The organism is Citrobacter sp. Cpo012, from assembly GCF_030333015.1.
Taxonomy (GTDB): Bacteria; Pseudomonadota; Gammaproteobacteria; order Enterobacterales; family Enterobacteriaceae; genus Citrobacter; species Citrobacter portucalensis.
The window spans coordinates 58,355-73,591 of record NZ_JAOWGR010000042.1; the positions used below are offsets into that span (position 1 = coordinate 58,355).

The window sequence follows — 15,237 nt, forward strand, 5'->3', positions numbered from 1 at the left end:
ATCAAGTAATAGCAGAAATTAATTTTAGTATCGAATAATCTTTTCAGGAATTAACATAATCCGTGGCAAAGTCTCTGTTTTCCCTTAAAGCAATAAAAGGGTGGCAACATTCAATCACTGGCAAAATAACGCAATTCTTGCTGGCGGGTATCGTTATTGCGTTTAGTGCTGGCGCGTTTACCAACTGGAGCCTGATAGATAACTTTTCTTATCAGCAGTGGGTACAGCGGGCTGAAGCGAATGCACAGATTATGACCTACATCATCCGCAACGTGTATACCACCGTTTCGGTCGAAACCAGCGACGCAGGGCAGATATCCCGCATTGTCTCCGACAGACAGATTGGTGACACCGACTCTATTATGCAAACCGGTTATAACCCGGTTGACGTTCTGGCACTGGCATCAGTACAGACCCATAGCCCCACCTGGTTGTTTCTGTATACGCCGGAGAAAGGGTTTGTTGGCATCAACAACAAGTCAGAAGAGGGTGAAGGGATCATCTCTTTCCCCGGTCGTCTGCCGCGCGATGTGCTGGGTAACTACTATGTTGGCTTCGCCCAAATTAATGGCGAAGAGTGCTTTATCAGCGCCGTTCCTATTTTGACGCCTTCAGGTGAGATCCTCGGTAGCCTGATTAGCAGCATTGGAAAAAAAAGCGATCTCTACGCCACCTACGATGCGATGCTGAAAAAAAGCAGTATCATTTTTGTCCTGATTTTGCTGGTAACGCTGGCACTGGTCACGATGTTTATGCGCCGTTTATTCCGTCCGGTTCCGCTGCTGATTAACTCCCTTACCCGCATCGCCCATGAAGAGACGGACTGTATAACGCCCTATCTTGATCAGGACGATGAGATTGGACATCTGGCCGGGGCGATTGAAAAATTGCGCGTCGCCATGAAAGAACGCGGCTATCTGCAACGAATGCATGAAATGTCACAAAAGATGGAGCATATGGCCCATCATGATTCACTGACCGGATTGCCCAACCGCGTTTCGTTTGGCCAGGCGTTAGATAAACGCGTCAGTGAAATCCATCAGGACGAAAAACCATTTAACCTGCTGTTGATTGACCTCGACAACTTCAAACCAGTAAACGACACCTTTGGTCATAAAGCGGGCGATGAGCTGTTAATCAGCGTTGCCCAGCGCCTGCAGCTCTTGCTGGGACCTAACGATATCGCAGCGCGTCTGGGCGGTGATGAATTCGCCATTCTGCAACATGTCAGCGATAACGCCATCAAAGAAGCGAATCGGCTGGCGAAGCGGATTATTCGTGCGCTGAGCACCCCGTTTACCTGGAGCACGCATACTTTTTCCATCAGCTGCAGTATTGGTATCACTACCGCGCCGTATCAGGGCAATAATACCTCGACGTTGATGATCAATGCCGACCTTGCCATGTACGCCTCAAAACATCATGGTCGGGGTTGCTTCCATTTCTTCGAAGACGGCATGGTGATGAAGCATACCCACAGCCTGTTTATTAATCAGGAAATCATCGATGGTATTGATAACAAGGAATTCGAGCTTCATTACCAGCCAATCATCAATCTGGAAGATGAAAGCGTATATGGCTACGAATCGCTGATACGCTGGAATCATCCTACCAAGGGTCTGATTTACCCTGATTATTTTATCAACATCGCCGAGAACTCCGGTCTGATTGTCCGTTTGGGCGAATGGATTATTCGTCAGTCCTGTGAAGCCGCTGCCAAATGGCCGGAGCGTATCAGGGTAGCCGTCAATATATCGGCCTACCAACTGCACAGCCCAGGACTGGTTGACGTTATCAAAGATGCGTTACGCATCAGTCAACTTTCAGCCGAACGTCTTGAAATAGAAATTACCGAATCCGAAAAGCTGGATAAGTCGATTGCCTTACCCGTGCTGCAAGAGATTCGCTCTCTGGGCATTGAAATCGCGATGGATGATTTAGGCACCGGCTACGCGGCACTGGATTATCTGCTGATCTATCCTTTCACTCGCATCAAGATAGCGCGCACGCTGGTCGATAAGCTCCAGCAAGATAATGCCAGTCAGTATTTGATTGTGATGCTGATTCAGTTTGCCCATAAGTACAATATGTCGGTCACCGCTGAAGGGGTAGAAACCGCGCAGCAGCGTGACATTCTGCGCGACATTGAGTGCCAGAATGTGCAAGGCTATTTCTTTAGCTATCCGCTGCGCGAGCGTGAAGTGCTTTCCGCATTTGCCAAAGAGGTCATTGAAGAAGGACTGTGCAATGTCTGACTTCTTTCGCCCGGTAAAGCGCATGCTGACGATTTTTGCCCTGTTAATAGTTTCAGCAACGCCATGCTTAGCAGGCTCAGCCCTGCCGTTGCACACGCTGGAGCAAATCGCCAGCAAGAAAAGCATTACCCTTGGTTATCAGGATGATGCGTTTCCTTTCTCCTGGCAGAATGGCAACGTACCTGCCGGCTATTCCATTGATATTTGCAACAGTATCGTCAGCGCGCTCAAGACAAAACTTCAGCTTAAAAACCTGAAGGTCGAGTGGGTAAAAGCTAACTCGGCCTCGCAGTTTGTCCTGATTAAAAATCACATGGCAGACATCATGTGTATCCCGGCCTTTTATTCGAAAAGTCGCCACAGCATTAGCGAGTTCTCGCTGCCGTTTTATTTTTCAAGTACCCGCTTCGTCATGCGTAAAAATGAAAGCAACGACAATCTGGCAGAGCTTTCCGGACATAGCGTACTGGTAAAAAGCGGCACGATTTACGTTGAGCAACTGCAAAAAGTGAATGCCGCCAATGACCTGGATATTAATATTCAACTCGATACCAACAACATTACCGCCTTCAATGAACTGAAGAATGGTGAGTATTCTGCACTGATCTCCAGTACGGTTTTACTCAAAGGGATGATCGCGCAAACGCCTAATCCTGGAGACTATAAACTTTCCGACATTGCGCTCAGCGCCCCGCTACCGGCCGGCTTGTTACTCCCGTTACACGATAAAGAATTTAAAGAATTTGTTGATGACACTCTCTCCTCGCTGATGGCCAGCAACGAATTTACTGCGCTGTACAATAAATGGTTTCAGTCACCGATCCCGCCGAAAGCCATTAATTTAAACATTCCCATGTCAGATAACCTGAAAGCATTAACGTCTGCTAAAAAGAAGATCAGTTTTGATTATGAAAAATATAATTAATCGTGAGATGACAAGGGTGAACCGCATAGTGCAATGGCTGTTTTTACTGGCAGGCATCGGTATCACCCCCGCGCTGATGGCGCAGCAGAACGCCGCGACGCTCGATCATATTCAGAACAGCAGCGTGCTCAACGTGGGTTATCGCCAGCTGCCACCGTTTTCTTTTACTGACCACAATGGCAAAGTCACGGGTTATACCATCGCGGTATGTAACATGATTGCCGATAAGTTGCGCCAGTATTTGAAGCTCAACAGCTTAACCATTCATTATATTCCCGTGAATTTTGCAGAACGCTTCTCCGCATTAAACACACGGAAAATAGATATGGACTGTGGTGTAAATACTAACGCACCGGAGCGGACCTCCAGCGTTTCATTTTCGCTCAACTACTACACCGCGAAAATGCGCATCATCTCTTTGCGTAAAAATAATATAAATTCAATTGCCGATCTAAAAGGACGCACGGTAAGTCTGACCGGTAGCTCTAAAGATTTGCTGGAATTTAATAAAGCCAACAGAGAGCAACACCTTAATATTTCAACGATTACCACCACCACTATAAACGGCGCATTTGAGAAAATGGCGCATAATGAATCCGCCGCTTTCTTTGTCGATGACATTCTGGCCTGGCCGCTGATTAATCATAGCGAGCAACCTGAACTGTTCAGCGTCTCTTCTGAGAGCATCGGTAATGATATGCACTATGCCATTATGATGAGGAAAAACGATCAGCAGTTTGTGACGTTTGTTGACAGTACGCTGAAAGATTTTTTTGCCTCGCCGGCCAACGTGCAATTACGTAAAAAGTGGTTGTCCCCCTGGTCCTGCGAAAAGATGAAAAACCCGTCACCGGGCAGTTGCCAGCATAGCCATTGAACATTATCCGCCGCTGCTTACGCCACCGCCTGCTACGCCTATGGAAAATCCCCGGGGCGCTGCTGCTATTGCTGTCAGTCCATTCGCTACGCGCGGCCTGGGATTTTGCCAATATTCAACAAAAGTCCGATGCGCTATATGGCCCGGCAACACCAGAAGCACAGCAACGGATCCACGCCTGGCAACAGCTTCTGCTCCAGTTGCGTAATGCTGACGAGCAAACGCAATTACGCGCTGTAAATCAATTCTTTAACGATAAGATCCGCTATACCGAAGACATTGATGTCTGGCATAACGTCGATTACTGGGCGACCCCTATCGAGTCGCTGCGCAAAGGTGAGGCGGATTGTGAAGACTACGCAATCGCCAAATATTTCACCCTCCGCCAGTTGGGCGTGTCAGAAGACAAACTTCGCATCACCTACGTTAAAGCCCTGCGTTTAAATCGCGCGCATATGGTGCTCACCTGGTACGCCACCCCTGGGGCGATTCCTCTGGTGCTCGATAGCCTGACCAGCACCATTTCGCCTGCTACGCAGCGCATGGACTTATTACCCGTCTACTCCTTTAACAACACTGGCCTTTGGCTTCCCGGCAATCAAAACAATAAACGCGTTGGGGACAGCAAGAGGCTTTCTCGCTGGCAGCAAGTTTTCACCAAAATGCGGGAAGAAGGCTTCCCGATGGATAAATAGGAATCGCCCGTGTCTCTTTTTAAACAGTTACTTCTGGCAATCTCTCTCTTTATGATGGTTGTGTTCAGCGGCAATTTTATTGTGACGCTGGAGAGTTCTCGCAATCAGTCCAATAACCAACTCCTTTCACATGCCCAGGATGCCGCAACGGCGCTAGGCGTTTCGCTGACGCCCAACGTCAACGACCCGGCAATGATCGAGCTGATGGTCAGTTCCATTTTCGATAGCGGTTACTACAAAAAAATCCGCATCGTCGATCTGGCAAACGGCAAAATAATTCTTGAGCGTAGCGCGGTAGCGACAATTCCCAACGTTCCCGGTTGGTTCGTCGATCTGGTGGATGTCACCCCGCAAACCGGTGAAGCAACGATTATGCGCGGCTGGCAGCAGGCAGCTCGCGTGGAAGTGACCAGCGATCCTATCTTTGCCGTGCAGCGTCTGTGGGACAATACCTTAGGCAATCTATTGTGGATGCTGTCCTGTAGCCTTGCCTGCTTAATCGCCGGTATTCTGCTGCTGCGCAAACTGCTGCGCCCACTCAATTACATGGCAAAACAATCCGAAGCTATTACCCGTCGCGAGTTTCTGACGCTCCACGAGTTACCCAAAACGCCGGAATTACGCCGCGTTGTAGGCGCCATGAATTTAATGGCAGCTAAGCTTAAATCGTTATTTGAAGAACAAGCTATCTACAGCGAACGCCTGCACAATGAAGCTTATCTCGACAGCCAGACCGGGGTAGCCAACCGCCGGGCATTCGATATGCAGCTCCAGGCGCGACTGAGTGATGCCGATACGGCACCAGGATATCTGATGCTGGTTCGCGTTCAGGATTTAGGTGGCCTGAATCAGCGCTTTGGCGGACCGCATACTGATAAGCTGTTGCTCAACATCGCCAACCTGCTGAACGCGCACAGAGAAAAGTATGCCCCTCTCGACAGCACGCTCGCCCGCATTCGCGGCGGTGAATTCGCCCTACTCTGCCCTGGCGTGACGCACGGAGAAATGCTGGAGCTGTGTAATTCATTGTCTCAGAAACTCACGGCCTTTTACGCTACTGGAATGTCAGACCAACAGCCGGTTGCCTATACCAGCATGGTGCCATTCAGCGCCGGAGAAAATGCCCAGTCATTGCTGATCCAGGCCGATCGTCTGCTGGTTGAAGCGGAAACACACACCAACCATCAGGTCGTTCCTACCACCGAAATACCTGCAGCTACAGAAGATCAGCATTTGTGGTTTGTTCGTCTGGAGCATGCGCTGACAAATCAACAGTTTCAGTTGGTTTATCAGCCGGTGGTCGATTGCCGCCAGCCGGACAAAATCCTGCATTACAAGGTACTGTCGCGCATTATTGATGAGCAGGGTAACGCCATTACCGCGGGGCGGTTCTTGCCGTGGATCCACCGCTTTGGCTGGAGTCATCGACTCGATAAAGTCATGTTGAAGCTCACCTTGAACCAGTTGAAAACCGCGCCCGGAAAACTAGCGTTGAGTATTTCTGGCAGTTCTGTCGCCAGCGCGACCGCCATTGCAGACCTGCTCAATCCGTTACGGTACTCACCGAAATTAGCCAGCAAGCTGATTCTGGAACTGGATGAAAATCAGTTACCAGGCCCCCATCAGATGGCGGCATTTGTTAAAGCCGTAGGTCAGCATCGCTGCGCGCTGGGACTGCAACACTTCGGTAGCCGTTTCGATATGATCGGTCATCTGTCGCAATGGGGTCTTGCCTATCTGAAAATCGACAGCAGCTATATCCGCAAAATTGATGAGGAAAATGATAAGCGTTTGTTTATTGAAGTATTGTGCAGTGCCACGCGCAGTATTGATTTGCCGCTCATTGCCGAGCGAGTTGAAACGGAAGGTGAGCTTATGGTGCTGCAAGAATTAGGGATTGATGGTGCAATGGGGCAATTATTAGGTGAGCCCGCACCATTGTGATAAAACTGGCGTCTTGATACGCCTTTGTATAGCCGGATGGCGCTACGCTTATCCGGCCTACAAACTGCCTGCATCAGCTAAAATATACGATCATCGTTGCCAAGCAGTTGTTCTAACCCGCCAAGTTCCTGGCGCGCGTTCGCGCGATTCATTAATTTAACCTGCGCCATCGCTGGAAGATCGGTAATGGCAATCACGCCTTTACGGATCAACAGGTAAATCAAATCGTCGAGCACGCGAACCATCTCCAGGTCGCTTTTTTGCAGCATCGCTAAAGCCTGCTGGTTGTCATTTTCAGGACTTTTTGCCACGCCTTCTGTCTGCACGTTTGCAGCAGATGAATCAGAATTCATATCAGTGCCTTTTCATTTTGCACGATGCTGCTGCCCTGTTTACACAGGGCAGCAGGCAATCGTTAGTGAGTGTGGTTTTGATCGGGTTTAGCAATCAGGTGATCCAACGAGTAGGTCGGAGAATGCAGATCGCCGCTTGCCGGAGTAGACAGCGCGGTATCTATTCCATGCGCCACTTTTGCCGGACTGGCGATCAGGTGATGATCGCCGCCGCTTTGAATGTACTTCGCAATATCCACGCCTTCATGCAGTTCACGCGCCAGATCGCTGAGATCGACTTTTTCAAGCACCCCCTTCGCCTTATCGTCAGCACTGAGCACCGCTGTCGCCTGACCGTGTCCGGTCGCTGCTGGTGCATAAGACAGAGATAATGCGTTGTCGTCGAACAGGTTATGCAGCGCATGCTGCATCGCAGCATGATTCCCTTTATCCACCGTATGCCCTTTCACTGGTGCAGGCTCGTCCATCGTCACGTTCAACGTTTGGCTATAAGGCGTAATATTACCGTGGTTATCATGCGCCTCGACCAATACGTTCACACGGTTATGACCGGCACGGAATGCGGAGGTATCGGCCTCAATGTCATAGGTCAACCCATTAATGCCCTGATGAAGAATGGCATCGTACTGATGACCATTTACCAGCGCTTTAATATGATCGCCATCATTCACATCACCGCTCACGCTGCCGGTAATATGCGTGACGGTATCGTGTGATTCGGCACGCGAGATGTGGTTATCACCGGCGATCTTATCTACCACGATACTGGCGTCAGCGTGTGTATCAAGGACGATGGTTTTGTGATCGCTCACATCGATTGTATTACCCGCGTCGTCGTGTAACGTCGTTTTCACATCAATATCATTGATACCTTCCTTCAGATATGCGCTCTGGACAGCAACCTGATAAACCGTTGATGATCCAGGTGCCAGCGTAGCCTTCATAAGGTGACCGTTGATATTCACTTCAACAACATCGGTAGAATGGGTATCCCCGGAGACCGTAAAGCGAATCACTGTGTCTGACTGCGATTCTTTCAGGTTAACGACGTTATCTGCTGCGATGCCGTCATTGATAGTAATCGCACCATCGGCATGAGTATCCAGCACCACGTTTTTCTGATCGTGCACGTCTAACGTATTCCCTGCGTCATCGTGTAACGTCGTTTTCACCTCAATCTTATTATCGCCCTCATTCAGATACGTTCCCGGAACCGCAACCTGATAAACCGTCGAGGAGCCAGGTACCAACGAAGCCTTCATGTTGTTGCCATTGACGCTAACATCAACAACATCGGTCGGGTGAGTGTCGCCGGAAACCGTAAATTTAATCACCGTGTCTGACTTCGATTCATTCAGGTTAACGACGTTGTCGCCTGCGATGTGGTCATTAATGGTAATTGCACCGTTGGCCTGCTCATCAACGGAATAGGTATGTGTCGATTTTGCGGTGAACGGGTTCCCCGGCGCGTCATGGCCGGTAAGCTCAACGTCAATAACTTTGTGCGCATCACTACGTAGAACCGCCGAATCCACGTCAATCTGATAGCCCAGACCGCCGCCGCTCAGGGTGATGACGCTCCCTTGATACTTATGCCCGCCGATGGTCAAGGTAACCGGATCATAAAGCTGCGCGTCACCGCCGACATGGCCGGTGATGGTCACCTTCTGCCCCGACAGCTCCTGGTGGTTGAGGACGTTATCCGCCGTGACGCTGTCAATGTCGACGGTACCTGAAGCCACGCGGTCGATGAGGATCGTCTTATCGGTATCAATCTGCTGGCGGTTACCGGCATCGTCATGGGCGACGACATGGGCAGTAATATGCTGGTCATGAACCAAATCAACCGTACTGACTTCAACGCGGAACACCTTCTTACCGCCGCTGTCGGAGACTATCGCCGGCAGATCTTTGCCATTGACGGTGACGGTAACCTGATCGCCGACCTCAACGTCGCCGGTCACAGAACCGGTGATGATGGTGGTCGGTTTCCCGGCTTCAACGTTATTCAGCACGTCATCATTGGACACTGGGTCCAGGACAATTGTCGCATCCACGCGCTCGTCAATTATCACGATTTTGTCATACGTCGCAGTCTGGATATTGCCTGCCGTATCATGACCCGTCACGCTGACATGAATAGTCGGATCGGCCTGAAGATCCGTGGTACTCACGAATGCTTTATACCCCAACTGCCCGTTCATATGCGGCAGCTCAATGACAGTGGCCTCAACCTGGTTGCCATTAACGGTGATATAGACCTTGTCGTTTTTGTGTACGTCACCATCCACGGTACCGCTGACTTCGACCGTACCGGCTTTAAGCTCATCGGCATTGATCACATCATCGCCGCCCACGGTGTTCACCGTTACCGCGGCTGTTGCCTTGGTATCAACAGAAAACGCTTTGGTATCACTGGCATCCTGAACGTTACCGTGAATATCGTGGCCGGTCACCGTAGCCTGAATGGAATGGTCGGCCACCAGATCTGATGTTTGGACATCAACGGTGTAGTGCTTATTCGCATCAATCGTCGCGGTATAAGTTTGACCGTTAACCTTCAGCGTTACGCTTTCACCCGGGTTGACATCGCCCGAAACGGAACCGCTCACCGCAATCGTAGGCTGCCCGGTTTCCTGTGCGTTCAGTACGTTGTCGGCGGTAATATTATTGACCGTAACGCCCGCATCAGCTTTGAGATCGACCTCAACGTGCTTCGACGTCGAATCAGTACCGGTGTTCCCGGCCGCATCGGTCGCGCTTACCGACGCGGTAATGTCCGGGTTGTTACGCAGATCGTTGATGCTGACATCCCGCGACCAGACCCATTCCGTGGCGCCTGCATGCACCACGGCGGTTAAGGTATTACCATTCACCTGCAGCGAAACTATGCTGCCGTCATGAATGCCTTCGCCGCTGACCGTACCGCTGATCGTTGTTGTACCGCTTTTCGCTTCCGAACCATTGATAACGTCATCGCCAGCGACATTGTCCATCGTGATATGGACCGGGTTATCGGTGTCGACGGTGATAGTCTTCGTTACCGCCGCCGTGTCATCGCCCGCAGAATTATGCACGGAGACGGACACTTCGAACGTCGGATGCGCTTTAAGCACGTCAGTAGGGACATCAACCTGATAGCCAAATTCCCCCGGCAGACCCGGGATCTGGATCACTTTGCCAGGATATGGATGGCCGTTAACGGTGACAATAACCGTATCATTAATGCTCACATCCCCAGTGAGCAGACCACGAACCGGCGTGGTCGGTTTGCCCGCTTCAGCATGGTTAAGCACATCATCGCCCGCCACCGGATCGACGGTGAGGTGGACATGCGGCTTCTGCGGTGTGGTCGTCGTACCCAGCGGTGGTGGGGTTGTCGATGTCACTGTGTGAATACCAAAAGAGGCATCCGCTGGAACAATGGTCGGGGTCATCCAGGGTAGGTCAATAAACCGATGTTCTACCGCAGTTGCCGTATTACCATGGTTATCATGTGTGGTGATGGATACCGTGATATTACCGTTGTCATTCCATTTTGACGAAAGTATATCCAACGTGTAGCCCAGCGCTCCATTCGGCATCGTGATCACTTGCGTTTGCAGATGATTGCCACCGACATCGATCGTCACCAAATCCCCAAACTGTGCGTCTGGGGTGACATACCCTTCAACCCTTATAAATTCAGGATGGCTTCCAGGTGCATAGCCAACATATGGCCAGGCCTTCGCAGATTCAATATAAATTCCGGCATCCGCATGGGTATCAATCTCCACCGGCCTATCATCATGCCCGTGCGCAACGTTGCCAGCCGCATCCTTTGCCGTCACGTCAGCCTTAATATTCGGGTCCATCAGCAGGTCGAGCGTTGAAACCTGAGTGCTAAACACGTGCTGGCCGTTGCCGTTATCCTTAACCTCCGCATAGTAGGTCTGATTGTTAATAGTCAGTTCAACCTGATCGCCCACACGCACATCACCACCCACGCTACCGGTCACGGTGGTCTGCGGGTTATGCGCATCTTTGTAGCTGATAACATCATCATTATGATCCGTTACCAGCGGGTCAATATGAACGATAGCCTCGGCGTGATCGTCGATGGTCACCGTGCTTTTCGCATCCGCCGTCGCGCTATTCCCTGCGTCATCATGGGTAGTAATCGTCGCCGTGATATTCGGGTCGTTTTTCAGCCACTGGGTATCCACCTCGACGCTATAGCCCAGCGTCCCCAGCTTCGGCAGTTCGACCACCGTCGCATCAACCGCATGACCGTCAACCACCAGATGAACGATATTCCCCTTGTGCGCGTCGCCGCCCACCGTGCCGCTGATGATCGTTTTCGGCGCCTGCAGTTCAGTACCGTTCAGAACGTTATCACCCGTCACGCGATCGATAGTGATCGCAGCAAAAGCCTCGTCGTCCAGATTAACGTCATGGTGCGCCACCACGTGCGCATGGTTCTTCGCCGCATCGGTAACGTCCATGGAAACTTCAATATGCGGGTTGGCGACCAGATCGGCGGTATTGACAATAATACTGTAGCCCAGTTTATTGCCGCCAATATCGTCCACCGTTCCATTATAAATGACGCCATTGATCGTCATGACCAGCGGGTCACCCTTGTGAACTTCGCCGGTCACGGTGCCGCTCACAACCGTAGTGGTCTGATGCTGCTCGTTATAATTCAGCGTGTTGTCTGGCGTAACGTCGTCGATTGTGATCGTCGCGTCGATGCGGGTATCGATCACCACCGTAGTCTCAGCATTGGCCGTTGCCGGGTTGCCCGCAACATCGGTGGTGCTAACGGTGGCCGTTAAATGCGGATCGGACAGCAGATCGGCAGTACTGACTTTGATGCTATACCCGAGATGGCCGCCCTGATCGCTGACTTTCCCGGTCAGGGTATGGCCATTCACGGTAAGGTACACGATATCATTGGCGTGTACATCGCCGCCGACTCTGCCGGTCACATAGGTGAACGGCTGGCGGGATTCATCGCCGTTGACCATATTGTCGCCGGTGACAGGATCGATAGTCAGCAGCGCTTTCGCGTGCAAATCTACCGCCATATCCTGCGTGGCTTCGGCTCTCTGCTGGTTGCCAACATCATCGACCCCAACCACCTGCGCAACGATATGCGGATCTTTCACCAGATCGCCCGTCAGCACATCCAGCTTATAGCCCAGCGCATTATTGTGCTCCGGGAGTTTCTGCACCGTTGCGTCGTAGTGGTGACCATTGACGGTAACAATCACTTTATCGCCCATGTGCACATCGCCAGAAACGGTACCCATCACTTCGGTGGTGTGTTTTGTGGACTCGGCGCCGTTAATCATATTGTCGCCCGCCACGGTATCGATGGTTATCCCAGCCCGTGCGTGGTTATCAATATGTACTTTATGCGTCGTGGAGACGACAACTTCGTTACCCACCGCATCGTGCGACGTTACGGTAGCCTTGAAGGTGACATCTTTATCCTGGTTGCCCTGGTTGTTGCTAAAATCTGCAGAATGGACCGGGATTTGGTAGCCTAACTGACCGTTGCCCAGAACGATAACCTTGCCGGTATAGGTGTTACCGTTAACCTCAACGCTCACATCATCGTCAACCTGGGCGTCTTTGCCGACGACGCCGCTAATCAACTGCCAGTCATTATCCAACTCGAAATGGTTGAGTACGTTGTCATCCGTCACCGGATCAATCGTAATGCTCGCCTCAGCGTGCAGATCGATATGCACCATATGGTCGTGCGTTGCCGTTGACGGGTTGCCGTGTTCGTCGACGGTTGAAATGGAGACATGGACCTTCTGGTCGCTGCCATCTTTCAGATTATCGGTGCTGACTTCAATGCTGTAGCCCAGCGAGTGGTTAGAGAGTTCAATAACCTTGCCGCTATAGGTTTTGCCATTGAAGGTTAAGGTGACAACATCGTCTTTCTGCGCATCGCCGCCAACCGGCCCCGTGATGATCGTCTTATGCAGGTCGGACTCGGCTTTACTGATAATGTCATCACTTGCGACGGTATCGATGCCGATAGAGGCGCTGGCGTCCAGATCCAGACCCACGGTACGATCCGCGGTTGCCGTGGTTTCGTTACCATGACTATCCGTGGTGTGAATGCTCGCATGAATCACCGGATCGTTGACCAGGTTCTGGGTGTCCACCGGGATATGATAGCCGAGGCCACCGTTCGCCAGCTTCTCCACCGTGCCTGAGTAGTGCTGACCATTAATCACCAGCTCAACGGTATCGTACTCTTTCGCATCGCCGCTTACCGTGCCGCTGATGGTGGTCTTACCGTTATGGTCCGTCGATTCTTTGATGTTGATGAAGTTATCATCCGTCACGCCATCAATGGTGATATGCGATTGGGTGTACATATCAGCGCTAATGGTTTTCGTCGCAGAATGCGTGACGCTGTTCCCTGCCGCATCGCTGGAGGTGACCGAAATGGTAATTTCCGGATGACTCATCAGCATATGGGTATTCATCGGGAAGCTATAGCCCAGCTTGCCGCCCGCCAGCGTGACAACAACGCCTTGCATCACCGGGACGCCATCCAGCTGCAACGTCACCGCATCCCCCACCTTCGCATCCACGCCGGTTACGGTACCGGCGATCTGCGTAAAGCCGCCGTTCGCGGAAAACTCCTTGATATTAATAACGTCATCACCGGCAATGGTACCAATATGCACCTGGTTTACCGCAAAGTTGTCGATATGCACGCTGTGGTTGCTGATCGCCGTCACTTCGTTGCCTACCGCATCATGCGAGACAACCGTCGCCTTGATGTTGACGTTTTTATCCTGGTGGCCCTGGTTGTTGCTGAACGCCGACGAGTCGACCGGGATTTGGTAGCCCAGTTGACCGTTATTCAGCGTAATGACTTCACCCGTAAACGTGTGGCCATTGATCTCAAGGCTGACAACGTCGTGAAGCTTCGCATCACCATCGACGGTGCCGGTGATGAGTTGCTGAGCCATATTCAGTTCGCTATGGTTCAGGGTGTTATCGGCGGTCACCTTATCAATCGTAATGCTCGCTTCCGCGTGCAGATCGATATGCACCATATGGTCGTGCGTTACCGTTGACGGGTTACCGTGTTCATCGACGGTTGAAATGGAGACATGGACCTTCTGGTCGCTGCCATCTTTCAGATTATCGGTGCTGACTTCAATGCTGTAACCCAGCGAATGGTCAGGCAGTTCAAAGACCTTGCCGCTATAGGTTTTGCCATTGAAGGTTAAGGTGACAACATCGTCTTTCTGCGCATCGCCGCCAACCGGCCCCGTGATGATCGTCTTATGCAGGTTGGACTCGGCTTTACTGATAATGTCATCACTTGCGACGGTATCGATGCCGATAGAGGCGCTGGCGTCCAGATCCAGCCCAACGTGGTGTTTCGTCACCGCCGTCATTTCGTTGCCATGCTCGTCCGTGGTATGGATGCTGGCATGAATCACCGGGTTGTTGACCAGGTTCTGGGTATCCACCGGGATATGGTAGACCAGATTGCCGTTCGCCAGCTTCTCCACTTCCCCCGAATAGTGTTGACCATTAATCACCAGCTGAACGGTGTCATGCTCTTTTGCATCTCCGCTCACCGTGCCACTGATGGTGGTCTTGCCGTGATTGTCCGTCGATTCCTTGATGTTGATAAAGTTATCAGCCGTCACGTCATCAATGGTGATATACGACTGTGTATACAGATCGGCGCTGATGGTTTTGGTTTCAGAATGCGTGACGCTGTTCCCTGCCGGATCCGTAGAGGTAACAGAAACCGTAAATTCCGGATGAGTTACCAGCTTATGGCTATTTACCGGGATGCTATAGCCCAGTCCACCGCCCGCCAGCGCGATAACCACACTGTGAATCACCTCGCCGCCCTTCAGTGCCAGGGTAACCGCATCCCCCATCTTCGCATCCACGCCGGTTACGGTACCGGCGATCTGCGTAAAGCCGCCGTTCGCGGAAAACTCCTTAATATTAATAAGGTCATCACCCGCGACGGTATCGATATGTACCGTGTTTTCCGCGAAGTTGTCGATATGCACATCGTGGCTGCTGGTGGCAATCGCCAGATTGCCCGCCGCATCGTGGGAGGTGACGCTGACATGGACCGTCACCTCTTTCAGCACATGACCGACGTTGTCAGAGAACGCCGCAGAATCCACCTCGATGCGATAAC

At 51.5% G+C, this 15,237-nt stretch carries 7 protein-coding genes; 5 read left to right on the top strand and 2 right to left on the bottom strand.

Going from position 1 to position 15,237, the window contains the following annotated elements; genetic code table 11:
- Positions 1 to 62: 62 nt before the first annotated feature.
- The 5 genes from OGX90_RS18580 to lapD are packed head-to-tail and all read left to right on the top strand — an operon-like array spanning position 63 to position 6,696.
- On the top strand, positions 63 to 2,255 hold the full coding sequence (locus OGX90_RS18580; protein WP_032944783.1) for a putative bifunctional diguanylate cyclase/phosphodiesterase: 2,193 nt from the start codon (positions 63 to 65) through the stop codon (positions 2,253 to 2,255).
- Positions 2,248 to 3,180 (top strand): amino acid ABC transporter substrate-binding protein, encoded by a 933-nt coding sequence (locus OGX90_RS18585; protein ID WP_071446382.1) that lies wholly within the window; start codon positions 2,248 to 2,250, stop codon positions 3,178 to 3,180. The genes OGX90_RS18580 and OGX90_RS18585 overlap by 8 nt, the downstream gene beginning before the upstream one ends.
- Before the next feature lie 7 nt (positions 3,181 to 3,187).
- Positions 3,188 to 4,057, top strand: coding sequence for a transporter substrate-binding domain-containing protein (locus OGX90_RS18590; RefSeq protein WP_286624563.1), 870 nt, complete (start codon positions 3,188 to 3,190; stop codon positions 4,055 to 4,057).
- A gap of 2 nt (positions 4,058 to 4,059) precedes the next feature.
- Complete coding sequence (lapG, locus tag OGX90_RS18595) at positions 4,060 to 4,752, top strand: cysteine protease LapG (protein ID WP_410724577.1); 693 nt, start codon at positions 4,060 to 4,062, stop codon at positions 4,750 to 4,752.
- Positions 4,753 to 4,761: 9 nt separating this feature from the next.
- On the top strand, positions 4,762 to 6,696 hold the full coding sequence (lapD, locus tag OGX90_RS18600; RefSeq protein WP_286624481.1) for a cyclic di-GMP receptor LapD: 1,935 nt from the start codon (positions 4,762 to 4,764) through the stop codon (positions 6,694 to 6,696).
- Between the two features lie 77 nt (positions 6,697 to 6,773).
- On the opposite strand, the gene OGX90_RS18605 is transcribed toward lapD, so the two are convergent.
- Both OGX90_RS18605 and OGX90_RS18610 read right to left on the bottom strand, forming a co-directional pair.
- A complete protein-coding gene (locus OGX90_RS18605) occupies positions 6,774 to 7,049 on the bottom strand; it encodes a hypothetical protein (protein ID WP_048236656.1) in 276 nt (91 codons plus the stop codon).
- Positions 7,050 to 7,111: 62 nt separating this feature from the next.
- Positions 7,112 to 15,223: an Ig-like domain-containing protein gene (locus OGX90_RS18610; protein ID WP_286624483.1), complete on the bottom strand. Its 8,112-nt coding sequence runs from the start codon at positions 15,221 to 15,223 to the stop codon at positions 7,112 to 7,114.
- Between the last annotated feature and the right edge of the window lie 14 nt (positions 15,224 to 15,237).